The 22,687-nt window shown below is 35.5% G+C and carries 24 protein-coding genes and 1 tRNA gene; 14 read left to right on the top strand and 11 right to left on the bottom strand.

Annotation, left to right across the window (positions count from 1 at the left end; translation table 11 throughout):
• Window positions 1–2 precede the first annotated feature (2 nt).
• The gene (gene lptC, locus FNE73_RS10600) at window positions 3–599 is read right to left on the bottom strand and encodes an LPS export ABC transporter periplasmic protein LptC (protein ID WP_143884575.1); all 597 of its coding nucleotides are present in this window, start codon (window positions 597–599) and stop codon (window positions 3–5) included.
• Between the two features lie 2 nt (window positions 600–601).
• Complete coding sequence (locus FNE73_RS10605) at window positions 602–1,879, bottom strand: hypothetical protein (protein ID WP_143884576.1); 1,278 nt, start codon at window positions 1,877–1,879, stop codon at window positions 602–604.
• Window positions 1,880–2,126: 247 nt separating this feature from the next.
• On the opposite strand from FNE73_RS10605, the gene FNE73_RS10610 reads away from it, so the two are divergent.
• The 5 genes from FNE73_RS10610 to FNE73_RS10630 all read left to right on the top strand — a co-directional run bounded on the left by FNE73_RS10610 (window position 2,127) and on the right by FNE73_RS10630 (window position 8,185).
• Window positions 2,127–3,245 carry a DNA polymerase III subunit gene (locus FNE73_RS10610; RefSeq protein WP_143884577.1) on the top strand — a complete coding sequence of 373 codons (1,119 nt, stop codon included), beginning with the start codon at window positions 2,127–2,129 and terminating at the stop codon, window positions 3,243–3,245.
• A gap of 166 nt (window positions 3,246–3,411) precedes the next feature.
• Window positions 3,412–4,038: a TetR/AcrR family transcriptional regulator gene (locus tag FNE73_RS10615; RefSeq protein WP_143884578.1), complete on the top strand. Its 627-nt coding sequence runs from the start codon at window positions 3,412–3,414 to the stop codon at window positions 4,036–4,038.
• Window positions 4,022–5,335 (top strand): TolC family protein, encoded by a 1,314-nt coding sequence (locus FNE73_RS10620; protein ID WP_143884579.1) that lies wholly within the window; start codon window positions 4,022–4,024, stop codon window positions 5,333–5,335. Before FNE73_RS10615 ends, FNE73_RS10620 begins: the two co-directional genes overlap by 17 nt.
• A gap of 22 nt (window positions 5,336–5,357) precedes the next feature.
• Window positions 5,358–6,461, top strand: a complete 1,104-nt coding sequence (locus FNE73_RS10625) for an HlyD family secretion protein (RefSeq protein ID WP_143884580.1) — start codon at window positions 5,358–5,360, stop codon at window positions 6,459–6,461.
• Window positions 6,462–6,607: 146 nt separating this feature from the next.
• Window positions 6,608–8,185 carry a DHA2 family efflux MFS transporter permease subunit gene (locus tag FNE73_RS10630; protein WP_143884581.1) on the top strand — a complete coding sequence of 526 codons (1,578 nt, stop codon included), beginning with the start codon at window positions 6,608–6,610 and terminating at the stop codon, window positions 8,183–8,185.
• A gap of 112 nt (window positions 8,186–8,297) precedes the next feature.
• Here FNE73_RS10630 and FNE73_RS10635 read toward each other — a convergent pair.
• Window positions 8,298–8,368 (bottom strand) — tRNA-Gln (locus FNE73_RS10635).
• A gap of 99 nt (window positions 8,369–8,467) precedes the next feature.
• Between FNE73_RS10635 and FNE73_RS10640 the strand changes: the two genes are divergently transcribed.
• The 5 genes from FNE73_RS10640 to FNE73_RS10660 all read left to right on the top strand — a co-directional run bounded on the left by FNE73_RS10640 (window position 8,468) and on the right by FNE73_RS10660 (window position 12,391).
• Window positions 8,468–9,490 (top strand): AMP-binding protein, encoded by a 1,023-nt coding sequence (locus FNE73_RS10640; RefSeq protein WP_143884582.1) that lies wholly within the window; start codon window positions 8,468–8,470, stop codon window positions 9,488–9,490.
• A 20-nt stretch (window positions 9,491–9,510) separates the two neighbouring features.
• Entirely contained in the window at window positions 9,511–9,903 is a 393-nt protein-coding gene (gene arfB, locus FNE73_RS10645) for an alternative ribosome rescue aminoacyl-tRNA hydrolase ArfB (protein WP_143884583.1), read from the top strand.
• A 48-nt stretch (window positions 9,904–9,951) separates the two neighbouring features.
• Window positions 9,952–10,620 carry an autotransporter domain-containing protein gene (locus FNE73_RS10650; protein ID WP_143884584.1) on the top strand — a complete coding sequence of 223 codons (669 nt, stop codon included), beginning with the start codon at window positions 9,952–9,954 and terminating at the stop codon, window positions 10,618–10,620.
• Window positions 10,621–10,646: 26 nt separating this feature from the next.
• A complete protein-coding gene (locus FNE73_RS10655) occupies window positions 10,647–11,621 on the top strand; it encodes a deoxyhypusine synthase family protein (protein WP_130913818.1) in 975 nt (324 codons plus the stop codon).
• 116 nt (window positions 11,622–11,737) lie between these two features.
• Window positions 11,738–12,391: a ComF family protein gene (locus FNE73_RS10660; RefSeq protein ID WP_143884585.1), complete on the top strand. Its 654-nt coding sequence runs from the start codon at window positions 11,738–11,740 to the stop codon at window positions 12,389–12,391.
• 42 nt (window positions 12,392–12,433) lie between these two features.
• Here the strand turns inward: FNE73_RS10660 and FNE73_RS10665 are convergent, their stop codons facing one another.
• The 6 genes from FNE73_RS10665 to der all read right to left on the bottom strand — a co-directional run bounded on the left by FNE73_RS10665 (window position 12,434) and on the right by der (window position 17,098).
• On the bottom strand, window positions 12,434–13,633 hold the full coding sequence (locus FNE73_RS10665; protein ID WP_143884586.1) for a cytochrome-c peroxidase: 1,200 nt from the start codon (window positions 13,631–13,633) through the stop codon (window positions 12,434–12,436).
• Between the two features lie 54 nt (window positions 13,634–13,687).
• Window positions 13,688–14,131, bottom strand: coding sequence for a Spy/CpxP family protein refolding chaperone (locus FNE73_RS10670; protein ID WP_143884587.1), 444 nt, complete (start codon window positions 14,129–14,131; stop codon window positions 13,688–13,690).
• Window positions 14,124–14,408 (bottom strand): hypothetical protein, encoded by a 285-nt coding sequence (locus FNE73_RS10675; RefSeq protein WP_143884588.1) that lies wholly within the window; start codon window positions 14,406–14,408, stop codon window positions 14,124–14,126. The genes FNE73_RS10670 and FNE73_RS10675 overlap by 8 nt, the downstream gene beginning before the upstream one ends.
• The gene (locus FNE73_RS10680) at window positions 14,398–14,922 is read right to left on the bottom strand and encodes an RNA polymerase sigma factor (protein WP_143884589.1); all 525 of its coding nucleotides are present in this window, start codon (window positions 14,920–14,922) and stop codon (window positions 14,398–14,400) included. Before FNE73_RS10680 ends, FNE73_RS10675 begins: the two co-directional genes overlap by 11 nt.
• A 129-nt stretch (window positions 14,923–15,051) precedes the next feature.
• Window positions 15,052–15,705 (bottom strand): uracil phosphoribosyltransferase, encoded by a 654-nt coding sequence (gene upp, locus FNE73_RS10685; RefSeq protein WP_143884590.1) that lies wholly within the window; start codon window positions 15,703–15,705, stop codon window positions 15,052–15,054.
• Between the two features lie 82 nt (window positions 15,706–15,787).
• On the bottom strand, window positions 15,788–17,098 hold the full coding sequence (der, locus tag FNE73_RS10690; RefSeq protein ID WP_143884591.1) for a ribosome biogenesis GTPase Der: 1,311 nt from the start codon (window positions 17,096–17,098) through the stop codon (window positions 15,788–15,790).
• A 294-nt stretch (window positions 17,099–17,392) separates the two neighbouring features.
• Between der and FNE73_RS10695 the strand changes: the two genes are divergently transcribed.
• Together FNE73_RS10695 and FNE73_RS10700 are read left to right on the top strand one after the other, a co-directional pair.
• Window positions 17,393–17,851, top strand: coding sequence for a heme-binding domain-containing protein (locus tag FNE73_RS10695; protein WP_143884592.1), 459 nt, complete (start codon window positions 17,393–17,395; stop codon window positions 17,849–17,851).
• A 3-nt stretch (window positions 17,852–17,854) separates the two neighbouring features.
• A complete protein-coding gene (locus FNE73_RS10700; protein ID WP_143884593.1) occupies window positions 17,855–18,268 on the top strand; it encodes a thiol-disulfide oxidoreductase DCC family protein in 414 nt (137 codons plus the stop codon).
• A 67-nt stretch (window positions 18,269–18,335) separates the two neighbouring features.
• On the opposite strand, the gene FNE73_RS10705 is transcribed toward FNE73_RS10700, so the two are convergent.
• A complete protein-coding gene (locus tag FNE73_RS10705) occupies window positions 18,336–19,763 on the bottom strand; it encodes an alpha-amylase (protein ID WP_143884594.1) in 1,428 nt (475 codons plus the stop codon).
• A 253-nt stretch (window positions 19,764–20,016) separates the two neighbouring features.
• On the opposite strand from FNE73_RS10705, the gene FNE73_RS10710 reads away from it, so the two are divergent.
• Window positions 20,017–20,670 (top strand): DUF4290 domain-containing protein, encoded by a 654-nt coding sequence (locus FNE73_RS10710; protein WP_143884595.1) that lies wholly within the window; start codon window positions 20,017–20,019, stop codon window positions 20,668–20,670.
• A 2-nt stretch (window positions 20,671–20,672) separates the two neighbouring features.
• Window positions 20,673–21,980, top strand: a complete 1,308-nt coding sequence (murA, locus tag FNE73_RS10715) for a UDP-N-acetylglucosamine 1-carboxyvinyltransferase (protein WP_143884596.1) — start codon at window positions 20,673–20,675, stop codon at window positions 21,978–21,980.
• A gap of 122 nt (window positions 21,981–22,102) precedes the next feature.
• Here murA and FNE73_RS10720 read toward each other — a convergent pair whose 3' ends face one another.
• Window positions 22,103–22,408, bottom strand: a complete 306-nt coding sequence (locus FNE73_RS10720) for an NIL domain-containing protein (RefSeq protein ID WP_143884597.1) — start codon at window positions 22,406–22,408, stop codon at window positions 22,103–22,105.
• Window positions 22,409–22,687 lie beyond the last annotated feature (279 nt).

Consider the following 22,687-nt stretch of genomic DNA (forward strand, 5'->3'; position numbering starts at 1 on the left):
CACTATGGTTTTGGCTGAGCCATTTTAGCTTTGCTGATATCCAGATCTCCCGAATTTTTATAAAACGTATATTCGGAAAAATCATCTTTGGCTGTCATTCCGTTGGCGTGGACAAGTGTAGAACCATCTTCCATCGTGGCATAAACCGTATCTCTGGTGTAAATTCTTTTTCTTTTTTGATCCCAGAAAACACTTTGCGTAGCAAACCTCTGTCCGTCGCTGGTCAAAATCTTAACATCACCTCTTGCTTCGTAAAACTGCTTATATTCAAAAATTTTGGCATATTTAGCCGTAATATTTCCAGGATTTTTAGGCTTTTTCTTGTCGAAAAACTCAATGCGCATCCCTTTTTTAGCAACAATATAAGGACTATCAATCAGCTCATATTTTTCAATAATCGGAGCACTTGCCCGAAGTTTTACTAAGCCGGAATCTCTCTGGATGATTTTAGCATTGTAAATAATCTGCGACGGAAAATTTTTGTCATCGTTTCCATTCAGTTTCGTCAGATCTTCTTCACAGGAGGTGAATATAAAAAATATAGCACAACTAAAAAGGTATGCTATATTTTTAAATGTTTTATCTGAAATAAATTTCATTATTAATTGTAAAGAGATTTTCTAAACCATTTGTCTGCAAAGTTGAAACCAACTCTCACGTTTACAAAATTCTGATTGATAAGGTTATCCTTCAGAGTTCCTCTTTTTCCTACTTCAACACCAATTTCCAAACCGCTCATTCTGGTAATACTGCTGTTTTTGAAAGGAAGTAAAACTCCCGCAGAAACCCCGAACTTATTGATGCTGTTTCCGCTTAATTCAATGCTTCCTTTTTCATAGAAAGCTCCGTAACGGTAAACCACTCTCGAAAAATAACTTCTGAAGTTGTTGTAATTCGGCAAGTACCAACCTCCTGCAGAAATCCTGTAAGAATCTTTAAAATCAAAAGTATTTCCGAAATAGCTTACTGTTTCCCCTTTTTTGTAATCAATTTGTCCTGAAACAAACCATTGGTTTTCGCTACCGTACCCAACTCCTAAAGATGCCTGCAAAGGCAACAGGTTATTGGAGGTTGTATTTTTTCTTTCAATAACTGTCTCACCTGCTTTTATATCTACATCAGAATAATAATATGTACTGTTGATGTATTCATTTGTCATATCACTTGTATTTCCGAATGTAGCTGTAGCTCCGACAGTGAATTTTTTGTCTGTTCTTGTGTCTAATTTCTGATAACTTGTACCTAATGTAAAGTTGAAATTCTTAATGCTGTTTTTAGTCTCATAACCGTTGATCAATTCGGCATTTGATGAGGTAAATTCATTCAGATCATAAAGATTTCCAAAGTAATAATTGGCACGTGCACCTACTGAAAATTCAGAATTAATTTTGTAAGAAACAGCAGCCTGAGCCGTATTCAATGTCCCGCTCCCTTTAAATCTGTTACCATATACAGTACCGTCTGATAATGTTTCGGTATGAATTATATCATAGCTTTTTGAGCTGTAGGGCTGATAAAGAAGTCCCATTTTCACTTTGGATGAAATAGGAAAAGCTAAAGCGATATTGGATAAATAAGTAGAATGTTTTGTAGATTTTGTATTGTTGTAATTGGTTTTAAAGTAATTATTTTCATTAGTAGCTTCAAGTCTGATGCTTGTCAGATCAAAATTACTGTTATTTGCCGGGTTTCCGAAGTTAAAATTGCTTGTAAAGTCACTGATATAAGCAGTAGATATACCTCCCATGGAAGCAGTTTCAATCGTATTATCATATTTTACATCTCCAATTCCATAAACTGCGTAAGGAGAGTTGCTTAAACTCTGCGCGTTAAGGAAATATCCCACCGAAATGAATGATACTACAAAAATTTTTTTCATTCTAGATTTTTAAAATAATGCGCAAATATCTTAAATATTAATGAATTGTAAAAATTTACTGAGGTTAAAGTTTGTTAAGGGGAATTTGTTGCGAATTTCTACAATGAATAGTGAATCAGCTTTGCTGTGAATAGTGAATTTCCAAGATCAATTAAATAGCAAATCATTTGATAAATTAACGATTGACTTGCAAAGCAAAATTGACTATTCAAAAAATATGCGTTCTAAAAATTCTTATCTTTGAAACATGAATTGGGAAAAAATTACCGGACAGCAAAATCTTAAAAAATTACTGAAAGACAGCATTACTGAAAACAGAGTGAGCCACGCCCAGCTTTTCATAGGAAAAGAAGGCTACGGAACACTGCCATTGGTTTTAGCATACGCTAAAGAGATTCTGATGAGTGAAAATGAGCATGCCGCATCCAAAGTCGAACATCTTAACCATCTTGATCTGCACTTTAGTTTCCCAGTTTTTACTGAGGGAAAAACTTCAGTAAGCAAAAACAGATTCGACGATTTCCGGGAAATGATTCTTCAATCTCCGTATGCAAGCTATGAGGATTGGTCTGCCTATCTGGAATCTGAAAACAAACAGCTTTTTATCTCTGCTGATGAGATTGATGAGCAAAATCAGAAATTTTCCCTTAAAAGCTTTGAAGGTGGTACAAAAATCCTGATTGTCTGGAGAGCTGATAAGATGAATATCGCAGCATCCAACAAATTTCTCAAATTTTTGGAAGAGCCGCCTGCAAAAACCCTCATTTTTCTTACAGCAGATTCTACAGATGATATTCTGCCTACCATTTTATCCAGAACTCAGATTATTGAAGTTCCGAGGATTTCAGATGAAGATCTTGAAGCTTACCTGAAAAAAAATACTGAAGCAGCAGAAGACAAAATCAAAGAAATCGTGCATCAGGCACAGGGAAATCTCAATGATGCATTACGATATTTAAAATCTGAAACTAAAAACCCTGAGTTTGAAAAATTATTTGTCCAGTGGGTTCGGGATGCTTTTATGGTCAAAAAGAAACCGGAATTTCTAAAAAATATTATTTTGTGGGCGAGGGAAATTGCAGGATGGAACAGAGAAAAACAGAAAAATTTTTTAGATTATGCTTCTGAAATTTTTAGGTTGGCATTGCTGCAGAATTATCAGTCTCAAAATCTGGTGTACAAAAAAATTGATGCCAACGGATTTAACTGGGAAGGATTTTCAAAATTTATCAGTGGAGCTAATATCAGCAGTATTTTAGATGAGATCAGCACAGCAGACCTTCACTTGACCAGAAACGGAAATCCCAAAATAGTATGGACGGATTTAGGAATTAAATTATCCAGATACATCCATAAAAATTCTTAGTCTTTTTATCATTAATTATAATCTTGCGTTTTCTTTCTCAGAAAGCGCTTTTTTATTTAATTATTTCATTTTGATCACGCTTAATATTATTAAAAATAAAAAATCAATCAATCGTTTGATTATATTGAAATATAATGTAACTTTGCACCCGTAAAACATCAATCTTATGATTTCAAAAGAAGAAAATATTTTATTTGCCGCCGAAAAACTCTTTGCTGAGAAGGGATTTCCCGGAACCTCGACAAGAGAAATATCAAAAGCCGCAAACGTTAATATTTCGATGATTTCTTATTATTTCGGATCTAAAGAAAAATTGTATGAGAAACTTGTAGAGTACAGAACCAACGAAGGACAGTTTTTCGCCAAAGATATTTTAGAAAGAACAGATATTGATGAAGGGCAGAAAATGATGATTATCGTAGATAAATTTGCAAGCCGTATCCGTGAGCAAAAATATTTCTACAGAATTATGCAGCGCGAACAGCTTTATAGCGAAAATCCTCAGATCGTAAAATCTTTAAAAGACACCAAAATAAGTTTCCTTAATACCTATTCTAAAATATTAGAAAGCGGAATCCGCAAAGGAGTTTTTACTAAAAACCCACCGATATATCTTCTCCACTCCACGATCAGCGGAACACTTTTCTACGCTTCCAACTCAAAGGAAATGTACAAAGAGTTTCTTAAAAACAGCGAAGAAGAAGATTTGTTTGAAAAAAATTACTACAACGAACTCACACAACATATCAAACATATTTTAAAAGACCTTTTAGGTTATGAAGAGAATAAATAATTCAGTCATTGCACTGCTTTTTTGGGGAGCAATGTCTTTTTTTCAGGCGCAGGAAGTAAAACAGCTAAGTCTTGATGAAGCAGTACAGCTTGGAATAATGAACAGCAAAAGTCTAAAAATTGATGCTGCAAAAATTGAAGAAGCCACAGCAGATCTTCTGGAAGCTAAAAACAGACAGCTTCCGGAGCTGAAAGTTTCGGGAAGTTATATGTATCTGCCTTTGAAGCCAACTATTGATCTGAAAATCCCTGGTGTTTCCACAGAAGGCGGACCGGAAGTTCATCAGGTAGCATTTAGTTCTGCCAATCTGAGCGTTCCGCTTTATAGTGGCGGAAGAATTAAATACGGCATTCAGTCTGCAAAATATCTTGTAGAAGCTTCTAAACTGAATACAGAGAATGATAAAATAGCCATTGCTTATAATATTGCACAGGCATACAACAATTTGTTTAAGGCCAATCAGGCAATTAAAGTACTGGAAGAAAATCTTACTGCATCACAAAAAAGAGATGAGACTTTTCTTAAACTGGAAAACAATGGCGTTATCGCCAGAAATGACCGCCTGAAAGCAAATCTTCAGACCTCCAATATTGAGCTGCAGCTTTTAGAAGCTAAAAACAACTACAATATTGCCAATATCAATATGGATTTGCTTTTGGGACTTCCCGAAACTACAGAATTAAAGGTTGACGAGAATTATATTGATGAAATTTCAGATTTAAAACCCGTCAATTACTATCTTACTGAAGCACAGCAAAACCGTAAAGATCTTCAGGCACTTGACCAGCAAAAAAAAGCAGCCGAATTGGGAACAAAAGTAGCAAAAGCTGAAAATTTACCTTCGATTGCATTAACAGGAGGCTATGTTGCAGCAGATATTCCGAAGTTTTTCACAGTTTATAATGCAGTGAATTTTGGTGTGGGCATTTCGTACAACTTATCAAATATTTGGAAAAAGAACTCCTCTCTACAACAGTCGATGGCAAGAGAAATGCAGCTATCTGCAACCAATGATCTGTTGAACGACAATATTAAATTAGAAGTTAACAAAGAGTATCAAAATTCAGATTATTCAAGAAAAAGAATTGCCGTCTTTGAGAAATCAGCCGAACAGGCTAATGAAAACTACAGAATTACAAAAAATAAATACGACAACGGTCTTGCAACAATGACCGAACTTCTGGATGCTGATGCTGCCCAAATTTCAGCCAATGTAGGCGTAATCAATGCTAAAGCCGATGCAGCTCTGGCTTACAGAAAGCTTTTACAGACCACAGGAACATTAACTATCAAATAATAAACAAAGAATATCATCCAAAATGGAAAATAACAATACAAGCAATATTGAACCTAAAAAGAAAAAAAGTTTAGTTTTTCCCATTATTTTAGCTGCAGTTCTCATTGGAGGCGGTATTTTCGGATACAGATCTTATACATACAGCCAATATCATGAGGAAACCGATGATGCACAGATTGCCTCCAACATGAATCCTGTAATATCTAAAATATCAGGGTATGTGGCAGAAGTAAAAGTAAAAGATAACCAATTTGTAAAAAAAGGAGACACTTTGGTCATTTTAGACAATAAAGATCAAAAAATGGCTTTGGAACAGGCTCTTGCCGCTTTGGGAACAGCAAAAAGCAATATTTCATCTGCACAGTCTGCTACCAATGCCACTTCAAAAAACATCAGCAGTTCTGAAGCAGCCGTAAAAACTGCCAACGCACAGATTGAAGCTGCCAAAGTTAACGTCTGGAAAACCTCTCAGGATCTAAAAAGATATGAAATTTTAGTAAAAGACCATTCTATCACCCAACAGCAGTACGAACAGGCTTTAGCAGCAAAACAATCTGCCGACAAACAACTGCAGGTACTGGTAGATCAGAAAAATCAAATTGCACAGCAAACCAATATTGCATCTTCGCAAACTGCAGCAAGCACTCAGCAGATCTCTGTTGCCAGTTCTATAGCAAAACAAAGAGAAGTAGATGTAGAAAATGCAAGACTGAATCTTTCTTACACAGTAATTTTAGCTCCGGAAGACGGTTTCGTAGGAAAAGTTCCTATTCAGGCGGGACAATTCTTACAGGCTGGTTCACAGCTTTTTTCACTTATAAAAAACGATCAGAAATGGGTAGTTGCCAATTTTAAAGAAACCCAAGTTGCAAAAATGGCAGAAGGTCAGAAAGTTCATATTGAAATTGATGCTTTTCCTGGTAAAGATTTTGAAGGAAGAGTAAGCTCTTTTTCTCCGGCAACAGGTTCTACATTTTCTATTCTTCCTCCGGATAATGCAAGCGGAAACTTTGTGAAAGTCGTACAGCGGCTTCCGGTGAAAATTGATTTTGTAAACTTAGACAAAACAATTGTTCAAAAACTGAGAACAGGAATGAATGTAAAAGCAGAAGTTTCTTTAAAATAATATTGAAATAGCGAATTGTCAGTTTTCCTGAATCATATCAATTATAATCGGAATGAATAATTGATGGTATTCTGGAAATGTAGCAGTAAAATTAGCCATAAAGTTGATTGACCGCTGACAATTTACTTTTTACATTGTAAAAAACTATGCAGGATTCATTAGTAGAATACGGAGCACGGCGGGTAATCATTACGATTACTGCCATTCTATGTGCTTTGCTTGAAATTGTAGACTCAACCATCGTCAATGTTGCGCTGAATGAGATGAAAGGAAATCTTGGTGCTACGCTTTCTGAAGTGGGCTGGGTAATTACAGCATATGCTATTGGTAACGTCATCATTGTTCCTATGACGAGCTGGCTTTCTCAGCAGTTTGGAAGACGGAATTACTTTGCGGCTTCCATTATGATATTTACTTTATTTTCATTTTTGTGCGGTAATGCGACCAATATCTGGGAACTTGTTTTCTTCAGACTGATGCAGGGAATTGGAGGCGGAGCTCTGCTTGTCACTTCACAGACTATTATAACCGAATCTTATCCGGTTGAAAAACGCAGCATGGCTCAGGCGATTTATGGTTTAGGAGTAATTATTGGTCCTACTCTTGGTCCGCCATTGGGAGGATATATCGTAGACAATTACAGCTGGCCATATATTTTCTATATTAATATTCCGATTGGAATTGCAGCAACTTTAATGACACTACAGTTTGTAAAAAGTCCGAAATTTTCTGAAAAAAGAAAAGTTTCTGATGTTGACTGGCTCGGTATTATGTTGTTGGCATTAACGGTAGGATCTCTTCAGTTTATTTTGGAAAGAGGACACGAAGAAGATTGGTTTGAAAGCGGAATGATCGTAACATTTACAGCAACTGCAGTTATAGGATTTATTTTATTTCTGTGGCGTGAGCTTACCTTTAAATATCCGATTGTAGAATTAAGAGTCTTAAAAAACGGAAACCTCAGAATCGGAACCGTAATGTCTTTCGTTTTAGGTTTTGGTTTGTACGGTTCCACTTTTATAGTTCCTTTGTATACTCAAAGTATTTTAGGGTGGACGGCGTTACAGTCAGGAGCTTTAATGATCCCTGCCGCTCTCACAACAGCTTTTATGATGCCGATTATCGGAAGATTATTATCAAAAGGAGCGAAACAGCAGATTTTAGTTTCATTAGGATTACTTATATTTTTCATTTACAGCTTTTGGGGATATAAAATTCTTACTCCCGACACCAGTAAAGATGCATTTTTCTGGATGCTGATTGTACGGGGAATGGGATTAGGGTTACTGTTTATTCCTATAACATCACTTTCCTTAAGTACATTAAAAGGACAGGAAATCGGACAGGGCGCCGCATTTACGGGAATGATGAGACAATTGGGTGGTTCTTTCGGAATTGCTGCAATTACAACCTTTATTGCTAATGCGAGCCAAAAATACAGGGTGAATCTCATCAGTCATTTAGACTCCAATGACTTCGATGTACAACAAAGGTTGCAGGGCTTAAAAGCCAGTTTCATAGCAAAAGGAATGACTCCCGATGCCGCAATGAATGCTGCTTATAAAATCCTTGACCTGAATGTCACCAAACAAGCAACCGTTCTATCTTATATGGATGTTTTCCTCTATCTCGGTGTAGCGTTTTTAATTTGTATTCCGTTTATTTTATTTATAAGAGAAAGGAAAAGCAAAGAAAAAATAGATTTGAGCGAAGCATTACATTAAACATCAGCCTCTGAAAATTTTCGGAGGTTTTTTGTTTATTTATAAGCTTCAAAACTCATTGAAAAGCATAAAAAAACAGCTTACTATTTTAGTAAGCTGTTTAAGTAATCAGTAGACCCACAGGGATTCGAACCCCAGATGACTGAACCAAAATCAGTAGTGTTACCGCTACACCATGGGTCTCTGTTTGTTTTGTGGTGCAAATATACAGCGTTTTTGTTTATTTGCAAATACTTTTAAAACTTTTTTTTAAATTTACTCAGAATTTATAAGGCTTACAACGTGAAAATCGACTTCAATAATCTCAAAATTAATCAATTAAATCCCGAAAATAAATTTCAAAAAAAAATCATTTTTTTTTTAGAAGAATGGTTGTCTCACACGGAAAAAGTCAAAATTCAGACATCCGGCTCTACCGGAACACCCAAGATTTTTGAAATCGAAAAAAGCAGAATGCTTAGTTCCGCAAAAATGACCTGTGATTTTTTAGATTTAAAAAAAGAAAATTCAGCTTTGCTGTGTCTTCCTATTGAATATATCTCAGGAAAAATGATGATCGCAAGAGCTTTTGAAAGAAAACTTACACTGATAACAAACGAACCTTCCACAAATCCGCTGCAGGAAATTAATGATTTCATTGATTTCTGTGCAATGACTCCTTTGCAAGTAGAAAACTCCTTAACCAAAATTCACTGGATTAAAAATTTAATTATCGGCGGAGCTTCTGTTTCAGAATCATTAAAGAAAAAAATCTCTCAAACTCTGATAAACTCCAACTCATTAACCCGAATTTTTGAAACTTACGGAATGTCTGAAACGCTTTCTCATATTGCATTAAAACAACTTTACCCGGTACAGGAAGAGTTTTTCACAATTTTGGATGGCGTTAAAATCTCTACGGATGACAGAAAATGTCTTACAATTTCTGCCCCGAAACTCAACCCGGAAATTCTGCAAACGAACGATATTGTAGAATTAATCAGCGAAAAACAATTCAGATTTTTAGGACGGCATGATAACGTTATCAATTCCGGAGGCGTAAAAATTTTTGCTGAAGAACTCGAAAATTTAGTTAAAAGAAATATTGACGGAGATTTGATATTCATCGGAAAGCCAGATGAAAAATTGGGCGAAAAACTGACTCTGGTTATTGAGGGTATTGCAACTGAAGAAATCAATCATCACCTTTCTCAGATTAATTATGAAAGTAAATTTCATATTCCAAAAGAAATTCTATTTTTAGAAAAATTTCCCAGATCAGAAAACGGAAAAGTTTTAAGACGAGAAGTTTTAAAATTAATTTAAAAGACATTTCCCATTTTAGCATGAAAAAATTCCAACACGAACTTTCTTACAAAACCTCACGAAGCAGCGGAAGCGGCGGGCAAAACGTAAACAAAGTAGAAACTTCTGTAACCGTCATGTGGAAGATAGAAGATTCTGCTGTTTTTACCGAGACTGAAAAAGAAAGAATTTTTTTCAAGCTTAAAAACAGAATAAATTCCGAAGGCATTTTACAATTCACCGTTTCAGAAAGCAGAACCCAGCTGCAGAACAAAAAAATTGCAGCCGAAAAAATTCAGGAAATTGTAAATCTTGCATTGATTATTCCCAAAAAAAGAATTGCCACCAAACCCGGTAAAGGAAAAATTGAAAAACGTCTGGAAAATAAAAAGAAAATTTCCGAGAAAAAAGAAAACAGAAAATTCAGATATTAAATCCCCTTATTTAGAGAAAAACTCTATTTTTGCAAAAAAAATTTAATAATGCTTAAAAAACTAATAATTGCAGGAGTTATTTTCGCTCCTTTTCTTTTTTCAGCACAGGATACAGAAGTGAAAGTTTCGGAATCTAAGGTTGCAATCATTCCTTCGGTAGGATATGCGTGGAGACTTGCTAAAATGCCTTCAGGAATCTCAAAAGACACAAGAGATTATCTGAAAGGACTGAAAAGCGGTGTAGATGTAGGCGTTTCTGCGTATTACCTTATCAAAGGAAATGTTGGTGTCGGATTAAAATATTCAGGATATTTCGCTTCAAGCAATGGGAGAATTACCGTACAGGATAGTAACGGGCAAACGGTCGGAGGATTTGTAAGTACAGAAGATCAGATTCACTTTATAGGAGCTGCTTATATGTTTTCAAACTTCAGCAGCGACACAAAGCACAAACTATTTTATGACGTTGCATTAGGAGTTATTACTTATAATACTACAACCGGCAACATCAAAGGAACAGGATCAAATTTAGGTGCTGAAATCAATTTTGCTTATCAATATGCCATTACCAACAATATATTTATAGGACCAAAAATCGGAATGACCGGAGGTACTTTAAGTAAAATGAAACTGAACGGAACAACAGTAGATTTAGGAGATGAAAAAGAAGGTTTAACAAGACTTTCTTTGAGCGCAGCCGCTACTTTCCGTTTTTAAATTTTATCTTTGCAAAAAATAAAATAATGAGCAAGCCGATTACCGAGTTTATAGAAAAATATTACCTGCACTTCAATGCAGCTGCTTTGGTAGACGCATCAAAAGGATACGTTGCCCACCTTAAAGACGGCGGAAAGATGATGATTACTCTTGCAGGAGCAATGTCTACCGCAGAATTAGGAAAAATTTTAGCAGAAATGATCCGTCAGGGAAAAGTTGATTTTATTTCCTGTACAGGAGCCAATCTTGAAGAAGATCTGATGAATCTTGTCGCTCATTCTCATTATGAAAGAGTTCCTCACTACAGAGATCTGACAGCTCAGGATGAATGGGATCTTTTAGAAAGAGGCTTAAACAGAGTAACTGATACGTGTATCCCGGAAGAAGAAGCTTTCAGAAGACTGCAGAAACACATTGTAGAAATCTGGAAAGATGCCGAAGCTAAAGGTGAAAGATATTTCCCGCACGAGTTTATGTATAAAATGATTCTTTCCGGAGTTTTGGAACAGTATTATGAAATTCCGAGAGAAAACTCGTGGATGATTGCTGCAGCCGAGAAAAATTTACCAATTGTGGTTCCAGGATGGGAAGATTCTACGATGGGAAATATTTTTGCTTCTTACTGCATTAAAGGTGAGCTGAAAGCAACCACTATGAAATCAGGAATTGAATACATGACTTATCTTGCAGACTGGTATACCAAAAATTCCGCAGGAAAAGGTGTAGGATTTTTCCAGATCGGCGGTGGAATTGCAGGAGATTTCCCAATCTGCGTAGTTCCGATGCTGTATCAGGATATGGAGATGCATGACATTCCTTTCTGGTCTTATTTCTGCCAGATTTCAGACTCTACAACATCTTACGGTTCGTATTCGGGTGCTGTTCCTAATGAAAAAATTACCTGGGGAAAATTAGACATCACAACCCCAAAATTCATTGTTGAAAGTGACGCTACCATTTGTGCTCCTTTAATGTTTTCATATATTTTAGAAAATGCATAGACACTATTAAGTAAATTATTTTACTCAATATATTTAAGGAAGTTACCATTGATTTTTTTCAGTGGTAACTTTTTTTATTGCGATAAAAGCTTAAATTAGCCTTAAATTATACACAAATGATTTTAGATTTGTTATTTCCCAACCGCTGTCTGGAATGCAACCGGATTATCGAAAGCGAATCATTGGTTTGCCCAGTCTGTTTCAGCCAGATTCAATTTGCTTATCATGACTTTTTATCTGAAAATTCATTAAAAGAAAGATGTAAATTACTCTTTCCGCTGGAAAATGCTTTTGCACTGATGGAATTTGAAAAAGAAAGCCTTAGCCGAAAAATTATTCATGAATTAAAATATAAAAGCAGAGAAAAAACCGGAAAGATTTTAGCAGAATGGACTACAGAATATCTTGATTTTAAAGATGAGAAACCAGACTTACTGGTTACCGTTCCACTGCATCCCAGGAAAACAAAAGAGAGAGGATATAATCAGCTTCACCTTTTTACCGAACAGCTTTCCGGATCATATCAAATCCCTTTTGACCATACTTTAATCAAACGAAATTATTATTCATCAGCACAGGCTCTCAAAGACAAGAAACGCAGGCTCGAAAACCAAAATACATTTTCGGTCACCAAAACAATCGAAGACACTCATATACTGCTTATTGATGATGTATTTACAACAGGAAACACGCTGGCTTCCGTTGCATGGGAAATTTTAAAGAAAGGAAATAATAAGATAAGCGTCTTGGTTATGGCAATGGATGTGTGACGAAATAAAAAAGCTGTCCTTGTAGACAGCTTTTAATTCTTATCATTTGAAAGGGTTACTCCACTTCTTATTTGTATAAACATCTGTTCCGGATAGTGTTTTCAGAAATGCTACAACGGCATTTACTTCTGTCGCGGTAAGATTTAATTTTTGTCCGTTTCCGTTTGGTCTTAGGCGCGGATCTAAATTTGTATTTCCGGGAGCAATATTGATATTTCCGTAATGTCCGATTACCTGTTGTAATGTAGTGAAAGCTCCGGTATGCATAAACTGTCCGTTTTCTATACCATTAGGGTTGGTTATATTTCTCAAACTTGGCGCTCGGGTATTTGTAATATCAATGCCGATTCCACTGATATTTCCGATGATTCCGTTGTTTCTTGAATTAGGGTCAATATCAAATTCAGGCGCACCATGACAGCCGGCACAGCCCAAACCGCCGCCGGTTCTGCTTCCTGCAGCATCAAAAACAGGAGGTGATAAAAACAAATTTTTACCCTGATTTTCCTGTGCTGTAAAATTTGGAAAAGACTGCTGGTCATTAGCGCTTACTGCTCTGCCTGCATCATATTTAGAATCAAAAGACTGTATACTTCTGATGAACTGCGCCAAAGCACTCTGAACTCTTGCTTGGGTAACTGCAGCATCACCATAAACAAATTTGAACATTTCCTGATAATATTTTAAATTTTGAAGTTTTGCAATCAAATCCTGAAAGTTACCGTCTCCATTAGTTCCGCTAAAACCCATTTCAATATGATCCTGAATTGGAAAAGTCGTTTGTGCTTCCAGAGTCGCTGCTCTCTCGTCCCAGAAAAACTTTGCTTCGTTTCCAAATCTTGCGTTGACTAGTCTCATAGAATGTCTTCCGGTAGTTCCGTTTACACCCACGCTTGCCACAACGTTATCTCCAAAAGCCAATTCCTGCTTATGACAGCTTGAACACGAGATAGTATTATTCTTAGAAAGATTTTTGTCGTAAAACAACATTCTTCCCAAAGTAGCTCCTTTATCGGTAATAGGATTACCTGCGGAATTATCTCTTGTTATATAATTGGGTTTCGTCTGGTTGGCGTAATTTTCAAGACTGCTAAGGTTGATATTAGAACCGAAAGCCGCCAAAATTCCCGGATATTCATCTGAAACAGGCGTTCCTTCATAAACATCGTCTCCGGAACAGGAATACAAAACTGCTGCAACAGCGAGAACAGGAACAATAAGTGTTCTTATCATTTTTTTCATAAAGAGGTTTTTAAGTTTTATTAGGTTAGTATTTTTTCAGATTTTTAAATTGACTTAACGAGGTGGCTTACCTGGTCGATTAAACAAGTTTTCAAACTCATCAATAAGATGATCAAAATCCTGCAACTGATCGGGATAGCAAATTTTTCTGATATCCTGAAAGTGTTCAAAATTGATTTTCTCTGTTTCCATACTTATTTTTCCGATCTGCTGAACCAGAGAATCTTCTTTTTTCTGATTTTTATTTTTTAATAATGAATAATACTGCGTTTTCATATCCATCATTTCGTGTTCTTTTTCTCTAATCTGCATTCTGTGCTGTTCAATCAGTCCGTCATACTGCTGTACCTGTTTTTCATCAAAATGCAGCCGTTGTATAATGAGATCTCGCGGACCAGAATGATGCGGAGGTTTTCGCGTAAGCATGAAGATCACCAACAGAAGATTGGAAATCAGCAAACCGACAATCATAAAAATATAAAACCTGTTCTTAGTCATAAGAAAAAGTATTTTCTGGTTTCATCATAAACAAAGTTTCAAAATCTGATCTTGAAGAGTCTTTTGTATTTTGAATAAGTTTAATATTAAAACTGATCAGAATAACAATAACTGCTGCAGCTGCGAAAATCCATTTTGGAGAAACTACATCTTTCCTATGATTCTCAATTTTACTGAGAATTTTTTCATATAATTCTGAAGGGGCTTCCACTTTCTGAATTTTTTCTAATAGCTGCAACTGATCTTCCATTACATACTTAGACGAGTTATTTTTCATATTCCTTCTGTTGATTTAGTTTTTGGATAAGATTTTTTTTGGCGCGCTGAAAAAGAGATTCCACAGCTTTTTGACTCACATTCATGATTTCAGCGGTTTCCTGCTGAGAATTCCCTTCAATTTTCAGTAAGATAACTGCTGTTTTCTGATCATTCGGAAGCATATTAATAAAGCTGAAAATTTTCATCACTTCCTCCTTCTGTTCCAGAACAACACCTGGATGATTAAAATCTACCGGTTCGTACTGCCTGTTTTCAGAATCATCTTTAAACAAACCAAAAAAAGATTTTTTATTTGAGTTTTTGGATTTTATGTAATCCAAAGAAGTATTAATCGTGATACGATAAATCCATGTTTTTAGAGATGACTCATTTTTGAAGCCATCTATTTTTTGTGATATTTTCACAAAAACATCCTGAGTTATTTCTTCTGCATCTTCTGTATTCTGGGTGTACTGCAAAGCAAGATTATACACCATTTTCTGATACTGATAAAAAATAAACTCGAAATTCATATTTCGGTTTTCATTACAGTCACTTTTTTAATTAGACGAAAAAAAATATTTTTTCCTTCGCTTTTTTAAAAATTAGTTTCCGTAAATTTAGCAGAATTTAGAATGCAAAATTATTTGAGGAAAAATAATTTATCGCTGTAATTTTTCGCCGTAGCTGAGATCTCCGGCATCGCCCAATCCTGGAGTGATATATCCTTTGGAAGTAAGATTTTCATCAATAGCTCCAACCCAAATCTTTGCGTTTGGGTACGCTTTTTCGATGGTTTCAACACCTTGTCTCGAAGCAATAGCAGCAACAATATGAAGTTGTGTTGGTTTTCCATTTGTTAAAAGATCTTTGATGGCTTCAATAAGAGAAGCTCCGGTTGCCAACATAGGATCGGCAACGATTAAAGGTCTGCCTTCGATATTCGGACACGTTAAATAATCCTGTTTAATAGAAAAATAATCGTTGGCATCGTGTTTTCTGTAAGCGGCAACAAATCCGCAATCTGCTTTATCAAGATAATTCAAAATTCCTTCAAACAAAGGAACTCCGGCTCTCAAAATGGTGGTAATCACAGGCTGAACCGCAATTTCCTTCACTTTAATCGTATCCAGAGGTGTCTGAATTTCAATTTCTTTCTGCTCCAGTGTTTTGCTGATCTCGAAAGCAGCAATTTCGCCGATTCTTTCCATATTTCTGCGGAATCTCATACGATCTTGCTGGATTTCTACGTTTCTAAGTTCATTGATCCAGGAATTAACTAAAGAAAATTGTTCTGATAAAACGATGGTGTTCATTATTTTGAAAAGCTTTTAGCTAAAGTATAAAATTTAATTAAGAATAAAATCCCTCTCAGGAAAATCTGAAAGGGATTATAATTTATTTTTGTCTGAAATACACTTCGATAGGAACTCCGGTAAACCCGAACTCTTTTCTCAGCTGGTTTTCAGTAAATCTTTTGTATGGTTCTTTTACATACTGAGGTAAATTGCAGAAGAATACAAACTGTGGTGACGGCGTTGGAAGCTGTACGCAATATTTAATCTTGATATATTTGCCTTTGTTTGCAGGTGGCGGTGTTGCTTCAAAAATCGGAAGCATCACTTCATTCAGTTTTGAAGTTTTGATTTTTTTCTTACGGTCTTCATAAACAATCATTGCCGTTTCTACTACTTTTAAAATTCTCTGCTTTGTAAGTGCAGAAACAAAAAGAATTGGAATATCACTGAACTGACCGATTTTATCTCTGATAGATTTTTCAAAATCCCTTACTGTATTTGTAGTTTTATCTTCAACCAAATCCCATTTATTAACCACAATCACGATACCTTTTCTGTTTTTCTGAGCCAGACCGAAAATATTCATATCCTGTGACTCCCATCCCAAAGTAGCATCTACCATGATAATTACCACATCAGAATATTCAATAGAACGGATCGAACGCATCACGGAATAAAATTCAAGATCTTCCGAAACTTTAGATTTTCTTCTCATTCCGGCGGTATCTACCAACACAAATTCGTGTCCGAATTTATTATATAAAGTCTGAATACTGTCTCTGGTAGTTCCTGCAACATCGGTTACGATATTACGGTCTTTATCGAGCAGGGCATTGGTAAGTGTTGATTTTCCTACGTTAGGACGACCTGCAATTGTAATTTTCGGAAGCCCTTCAAAAGGATCTTTATATTCTGTAGTAGGGAAATCTTTCACCACATCATCCAGCAATTCTCCGGTTCCGCTTCCTGTTGCAGATGATAATGTATAATATTTTTCTATTCCAAGCTGATAAAATTCTGTAGCATCCAGCTCTTCTTTAGAAGAATCTACTTTGTTGACCACAATATACACCGGTTTGTTTGATCTTCTCAGCATCTCATGAATTTCATAATCTGTATCTGTAAGACCTTCTTCCACATTCAGCATGAAAATAATTGAAGTTGCCTCATCTACGGCAAGCTGCACCTGTTTTGAAATTTCGCCCTGAAATACATCATCATTATTTACATCATAACCACCGGTATCAATAACGGTAAACTCTACTCCGATCCAGTCAGATTTTCCGTAATGACGGTCTCTGGTAACACCTGCAGTAGAATCTACAATAGCTTCTCTCCTTTCTAGCAAACGATTAAATAACGTGGATTTTCCTACGTTGGGACGCCCAACAATGGCAACAATATTTGACATAAAATTTGTTTCTTTTAGACAAAAAATAAAAGAAAAACAATCTAAGAGATTTTCTTAAAAATCTTTAAACCGCTAATTTCCAAATCTTTTGCCGTACTTATTAAGAATGGGTTACTTCGTCTTTCGAAGCCCAAAATTTTTTGCAAAGATAAGTCTTTATTGTCTATAATGCATAAAAATGATTTTTGTAATTAAATATAAACTCAAAAAGCCACTATTTTTTTGTACTTTTAATTGATTAAAAATTATTAGGATTAAGATGCAATTGCAATAAATGAAAAATAAAAATTCCCTATGAAAAAAATTCTTGTCGTACTACTGGTTGCTTTCATTATGATTCAGTTTTTCCCGATTGATAAAACAAATAAACCTGTAAATCCCGGAATGGATTTTTTGAAAATAAAAAAAACTTCTCCAGAGATTTCAAAACTAATCAGTAACTCTTGCTACGACTGCCATTCGGATGAAACGAAATACCCGTGGTATTCCAGCATTGCACCCGTATCCTGGTGGCTTAAAAATCATGTGGATGAAGGCAGAAAACATCTTAATTTTTCCATTTTTGCAACCTACGAACCCAAAAGACAGATTCACAAAATGGAGGAATGCGTAGAAATGCTGGAAAAACATGAAATGCCTCTAGAATCTTATTATCTAGGACATCAGGATGCAAAAATAACCGATGCCGAAAGACAAGAACTCATACAATATTTCAAAAGAGAAATAGAAGAAACCAAAATTAAAATGAAATAATCTATGCCGGAAAAATGGGAAGAAAAACATATCGTTTTCTACGATGGAGAGTGCGGATTTTGTAACTTTTGGGTACAGTGGATTTTGGAGCGCGATAAAAATGATGAATTTATGTTTGCTTCATTACAGTCAGATTTCGGACAGCGATTTCTAAAGGAGCGAGGCTTAGATACAAATGAACTTAGCACATTGTATCTTTGGAAACCTCATCAGTATTATCTTGTAAAGTCTAAAGCTGTTCTTAAAATTGCCAATTTGCTGGGCGGAATTTTTAAAATTTCTTCTGTTGCCAATTTATTTCCCAGAATAATCACCGACAGTATTTACGATAAAATCTCAAAAAACAGAATGAAGCTTGCCAGTCAGAAATGTTTTTTGCCGGATCAGCATCAAAAAAAGAAATTTATAAAGATGTAAATTAACTCCAGGTTATTAAAATTAAAATGCCCCAACATCGGGGGCAATTTTTTTAACTTGTATTTTATTACTGATTAAGTGACCAAACCGAATAGCTTTTCGGCGGACACTGAATTTTCACCCATTTGTCTCCCTGAGTAGTCGGATGCCAGTTGGAGTGTCCTGTAAAGTCTTTAATCTGCTGATTGCTCCAGTTGGTTTGAATCCATCTTTCCTGCCAGTTTGATGAATTGTTGATATAAACAACCAGACCCGGATTTCCGTTGTAACCGTTACGTCTAGCAATATATTCGTCATTATCCGTGTAAAGAATAGAAGTATTCCCTGTTGCTTTATTATTATGGATCCAGATCAGGTTATTCAGTCTTTCTTTATTCAGCCACTCTTCATAATCTCTGTAAAAAATGGTAGGATAACCTTCGTGCGTTAAGATATAAGCATACGCCAGCATTTTGTTCCAGATAATATCCGTATCATGATTGGCTACAAATGTTACTGCTTTAAACGGATTCCTTTTCCACATCATATCGTCATTTAATATATTCAGGTTTCCGTTATCAAATGCCTCGTCCATCTTATAATATGCTGCAAAATCAAATACAGAGCTGTTAGCATTATTTGCCCACCATTCCAATGTATTCACATTTGAATCCCACAATTCTCCCACGGAAAATCCTCCGATATTAGAATTCCATGTATTGACCACCCATGGTCCGAAACCTTTCACATAATCAAATCTCCAACCGTCAAATTTCATCACGTTTTTATAATACTTTCCTACAGAATCTTCCCTTCCCCACAACCAGCTCTGCACATAAGGATTGGCATGACACAAATCCGGAAAACCACCAAAAGCCCCCTCGTCATTATTTCCGTATGAGTTTTTATAAAAATCATTGTAATTTCTAGTAAACTTCCCTGAAGCTACGCCAGAAAAATTTGTCCATGTATTGGTTCCGGTAAAAGGATTGGCTTCAGACTGTCCTCCGCTGTTATGGTTGAGTACAATATCAGCATACACCTGCATATTTTCCTCATGAGCCTTTGAAATCAATGCTTCAAGTTCAGATCGGGATCCAAAACGTGTTTCAACAGTTCCATTTTGGTTGTATTCTCCAAAATCATAATAATCTGTAGGATCATATCCCATTGAGTATGGACCATTTTGCGCTTTTGATACAGGAGGAAGCCATAATGCACTAATTCCGGCATTTGACCAGTCTGTAAGTTTCCCACTTACTGTATTCCACCAGTTTCCGCCTGCTGGAACATCCCAATAAAAGCCCTGCATTAAAACTCCGCCACCCGGTCCTGCTACAAATTTTCCGTTGAGGTTTCCTCCTGTACTAAAAGGTCGCCCATCGTGATTGGTAACATTTACTATCTTGTCATGAACTTCTAATTGATTCGAAGTTTTATCAACCAATTCGTCATTCTGACAAGAAGACACTAAAACTAGCGTCAATACAGACGCTAAAAAATGTAATTTTTTCATTTAAATATTTTTTTTGAATTAGTTTATAAATTGCAATTTTAATAAATTATATTCAATAAATACAAATTTTAAATGAAAATATAAATACTTAAAGTTATTTAAATTAAATAATTTATATTATGTTAAATTTAAATTAAATAAAATTTTATCCCTCGTTAATCTGTCCTGATCAGAACTTATATTATGATAGCAATGTTCATATATAAAAAAAATTTTCGAGTGTTTTTTTATTAATCCATATATTTGCATTACTATGGAATATAATACCCAAAAAACACATCTTAATATGCCGGAATACGGCAGAATTATACAGCAGCTGGTTGAGCGTTGCAAAGAAGTTTCAGACAAAGGACAAAGAAACGAAATGGCAATGGCAATCATTGATTTTATGGGTCAGAGAAACCCACAGCTCCGTGACGAAGAAAATTACAAACATAAACTTTGGGATCACCTTTACATTCTTGCCAATTATGATCTGGATGTAGACTCTCCCTACCCTTTTCCTACAAAGGAAGAACTGGAAGAAAAGCCTAAAAGAATGGAGTATCCAAAACTTCAGGGTGATTTTAAGTTTTACGGAAAGAGTATTCTTCAGCTAATCGAAAAAGCAATTGAACTTGAAGCAGGTGACGAGAAAGAAGCCTTAATAGAGGTAATTGCCAACAATATGAAGAAATCTTATAATGTTTATAACAAAGAGCACGTTACGGATGATGTGATTTTCCGACATTTAAAGGAACTTTCGCAAAACAGATTAGACCTCACCGGAATTGACAGCCTGGAGAAAAGTAAAATCTACTACGCCAACAATGCCAACAGGAATAACAACAATAATAAAAACTCAAACAACAGAAATCAGCCTGCTAAAAGAAGATTTAATAATAACAATCACAAGAACAGAAGATAATAATGAGTGGAACATTTCAAATAAGAGGAGGGAAAAGACTGCAAGGTGAAATCACTCCACAAGGAGCAAAAAATGAAGCGCTTCAAATTTTATGTGCAGTTTTACTGACAGATGAAGAAGTAAGAATAAAAAATATTCCTGATATTCATGATGTCAACAGACTTATTGAAATTTTAGGTGATTTTGGTGTGAAAGTTACCAAAAATGCTCATGGAGATTACACTTTCAAATCAGACAAAGTCAATTTTGAGTATATAAAATCTAAAGAATTTAAAAAAGACGGTGCAAAACTGAGAGGATCTATCATGCTGATGGGTCCAATGCTTGCTCGTTACGGTGAAGCCTATATGCCGACTCCGGGTGGTGACAAAATCGGAAGAAGAAGACTTGATACACATTTTCAGGGATTGGTAGAATTGGGTGCGGAGTTCAATTATGATGAGGAAGAATCTTTCTATTCATTAAAAGCCAAAGAGCTCAACGGTAAATTTATCCTTCTGGAAGAAGCTTCTGTAACAGGAACTGCCAATATCGTTATGGCAGCAGTTTTAGCGAAAGGAAAAACAAGAATTTATAATGCAGCCTGCGAACCATACCTGCAGCAACTGTGTAAAATGCTCAACAGAATGGGAGCAAATATTTCCGGAATCGGATCTAACCTTCTTACTGTTGAAGGTGTTACCCATTTGCGCGGCACAGAACACACAATGCTTCCGGATATGGTAGAAATTGGGTCGTGGATTGGTCTTGCTGCCATGACGAAATCTGAAATTACCATAAAAAATGTCAACTGGAATCAGCTGGGTGTAATTCCAAACACATTCAGAAAACTGGGAATACAGCTTGAGCAGAGCGGTGATGACATTTATATTCCGGCTCAGGAACATTATAAAATACAAAAATTCATCGACGGATCTATCTTAACAGTATCAGATGCACCTTGGCCTGGTTTTACACCAGATTTACTTTCTATTATATTAGTAGTGGCAACTCAGGCAAAAGGCAGTCTTTTGGTACATCAGAAAATGTTCGAATCAAGATTATTCTTTGTTGATAAACTTATTGATATGGGGGCACAGATTATTTTATGTGATCCTCACAGAGCTACAGTTATCGGCTTAAATCAGGAAGCACCTTTAAGAGGAACAACTATGGTTTCTCCCGACATCAGAGCCGGAAATGCTTTATTGATCGCTGCTCTTTCTGCAGAAGGAAAATCTATCATTCACAACATTGAGCAAATTGACCGAGGATATGAGAATATTGACGGAAGACTAAAAGCAATCGGTGCAGATATTGAAAGAATTTAGAAATTTTTGATTCACATATTTTATCGAAATAAAAAACGTTCAGAGTTTATCCTGAACGTTTTTTTATGAAAAAAAAGCGCCCAATATTATTGGAACGCTTATCAAACTATATGGACTTACATTTATGAATATTTTCGGCAGGTATACTCTACCGTGGTATTTAAAAGCTTGTTTTTATTAAGGAAAAACTCAACCTGTTGAGATTCTTCATGAGTTGCATAAATACGTAATTGAAATGAACCGAAATTGTTTCCGTCAATATACTCCACATTTGCATTGAGTAATCTGTAACAAATGCCCATTTTCTGATTTATAATATCCAGAATCTGATCAAATTTCATCTTTCCGTTCAATTCTACCTCAAGAATAAGATCTTTCTTGATACTGTTGGCTATTTCAGATTTTGTCTGCACAATTGGAATAATCATCACTAAAACATTTTTAGGTTACACTTCAATTACATTTTTAATCATTAATTCTTAGCAAAAATATAAAAAATAATTAGTCTACCAAATTAGTAGGGTAAATATTTTACATAAAAAAACAACCACTGAAAATTCAGCGGCTGTTTTTTGCTTTTAGTAATGGGCTAAATATTTAAGATTATTACTTTCAATTATATAAAAAACTTTAATGTAAACCCTGCAAAGAGTCTTAGACTCACAAATGCTTTACTTTCACTTCTCAACTCGTAAAGTCGTTAAAAT

The organism is Chryseobacterium binzhouense (genome assembly GCF_007474545.1).
GTDB lineage: Bacteria > Bacteroidota > Bacteroidia > Flavobacteriales > Weeksellaceae > Chryseobacterium > Chryseobacterium binzhouense.

What these genes read in the sequence shown, in the direction of transcription:
- lptC (WP_143884575.1), bottom strand. Translation starts at nt 599, where the DNA reads ATGAAATTTATTTCAGATAAAACATTTAAAAATATAGCATACCTTTTT.
- FNE73_RS10605 (WP_143884576.1), bottom strand. Translation starts at nt 1,879, where the DNA reads ATGAAAAAAATTTTTGTAGTATCATTCATTTCGGTGGGATATTTCCTT.
- FNE73_RS10610 (WP_143884577.1), top strand. Translation starts at nt 2,127, where the DNA reads ATGAATTGGGAAAAAATTACCGGACAGCAAAATCTTAAAAAATTACTG.
- FNE73_RS10615 (WP_143884578.1), top strand. Translation starts at nt 3,412, where the DNA reads ATGATTTCAAAAGAAGAAAATATTTTATTTGCCGCCGAAAAACTCTTT.
- FNE73_RS10620 (WP_143884579.1), top strand. Translation starts at nt 4,022, where the DNA reads ATGAAGAGAATAAATAATTCAGTCATTGCACTGCTTTTTTGGGGAGCA.
- FNE73_RS10625 (WP_143884580.1), top strand. Translation starts at nt 5,358, where the DNA reads ATGGAAAATAACAATACAAGCAATATTGAACCTAAAAAGAAAAAAAGT.
- FNE73_RS10630 (WP_143884581.1), top strand. Translation starts at nt 6,608, where the DNA reads ATGCAGGATTCATTAGTAGAATACGGAGCACGGCGGGTAATCATTACG.
- arfB (WP_143884583.1), top strand. Translation starts at nt 9,511, where the DNA reads ATGAAAAAATTCCAACACGAACTTTCTTACAAAACCTCACGAAGCAGC.
- FNE73_RS10650 (WP_143884584.1), top strand. Translation starts at nt 9,952, where the DNA reads ATGCTTAAAAAACTAATAATTGCAGGAGTTATTTTCGCTCCTTTTCTT.
- FNE73_RS10655 (WP_130913818.1), top strand. Translation starts at nt 10,647, where the DNA reads ATGAGCAAGCCGATTACCGAGTTTATAGAAAAATATTACCTGCACTTC.
- FNE73_RS10660 (WP_143884585.1), top strand. Translation starts at nt 11,738, where the DNA reads ATGATTTTAGATTTGTTATTTCCCAACCGCTGTCTGGAATGCAACCGG.
- FNE73_RS10665 (WP_143884586.1), bottom strand. Translation starts at nt 13,633, where the DNA reads ATGAAAAAAATGATAAGAACACTTATTGTTCCTGTTCTCGCTGTTGCA.
- FNE73_RS10670 (WP_143884587.1), bottom strand. Translation starts at nt 14,131, where the DNA reads ATGACTAAGAACAGGTTTTATATTTTTATGATTGTCGGTTTGCTGATT.
- FNE73_RS10675 (WP_143884588.1), bottom strand. Translation starts at nt 14,408, where the DNA reads ATGAAAAATAACTCGTCTAAGTATGTAATGGAAGATCAGTTGCAGCTA.
- FNE73_RS10680 (WP_143884589.1), bottom strand. Translation starts at nt 14,922, where the DNA reads ATGAATTTCGAGTTTATTTTTTATCAGTATCAGAAAATGGTGTATAAT.
- upp (WP_143884590.1), bottom strand. Translation starts at nt 15,705, where the DNA reads ATGAACACCATCGTTTTATCAGAACAATTTTCTTTAGTTAATTCCTGG.
- der (WP_143884591.1), bottom strand. Translation starts at nt 17,098, where the DNA reads ATGTCAAATATTGTTGCCATTGTTGGGCGTCCCAACGTAGGAAAATCC.
- FNE73_RS10695 (WP_143884592.1), top strand. Translation starts at nt 17,393, where the DNA reads ATGAAAAAAATTCTTGTCGTACTACTGGTTGCTTTCATTATGATTCAG.
- FNE73_RS10700 (WP_143884593.1), top strand. Translation starts at nt 17,855, where the DNA reads ATGCCGGAAAAATGGGAAGAAAAACATATCGTTTTCTACGATGGAGAG.
- FNE73_RS10705 (WP_143884594.1), bottom strand. Translation starts at nt 19,763, where the DNA reads ATGAAAAAATTACATTTTTTAGCGTCTGTATTGACGCTAGTTTTAGTG.
- FNE73_RS10710 (WP_143884595.1), top strand. Translation starts at nt 20,017, where the DNA reads ATGGAATATAATACCCAAAAAACACATCTTAATATGCCGGAATACGGC.
- murA (WP_143884596.1), top strand. Translation starts at nt 20,673, where the DNA reads ATGAGTGGAACATTTCAAATAAGAGGAGGGAAAAGACTGCAAGGTGAA.
- FNE73_RS10720 (WP_143884597.1), bottom strand. Translation starts at nt 22,408, where the DNA reads ATGATTATTCCAATTGTGCAGACAAAATCTGAAATAGCCAACAGTATC.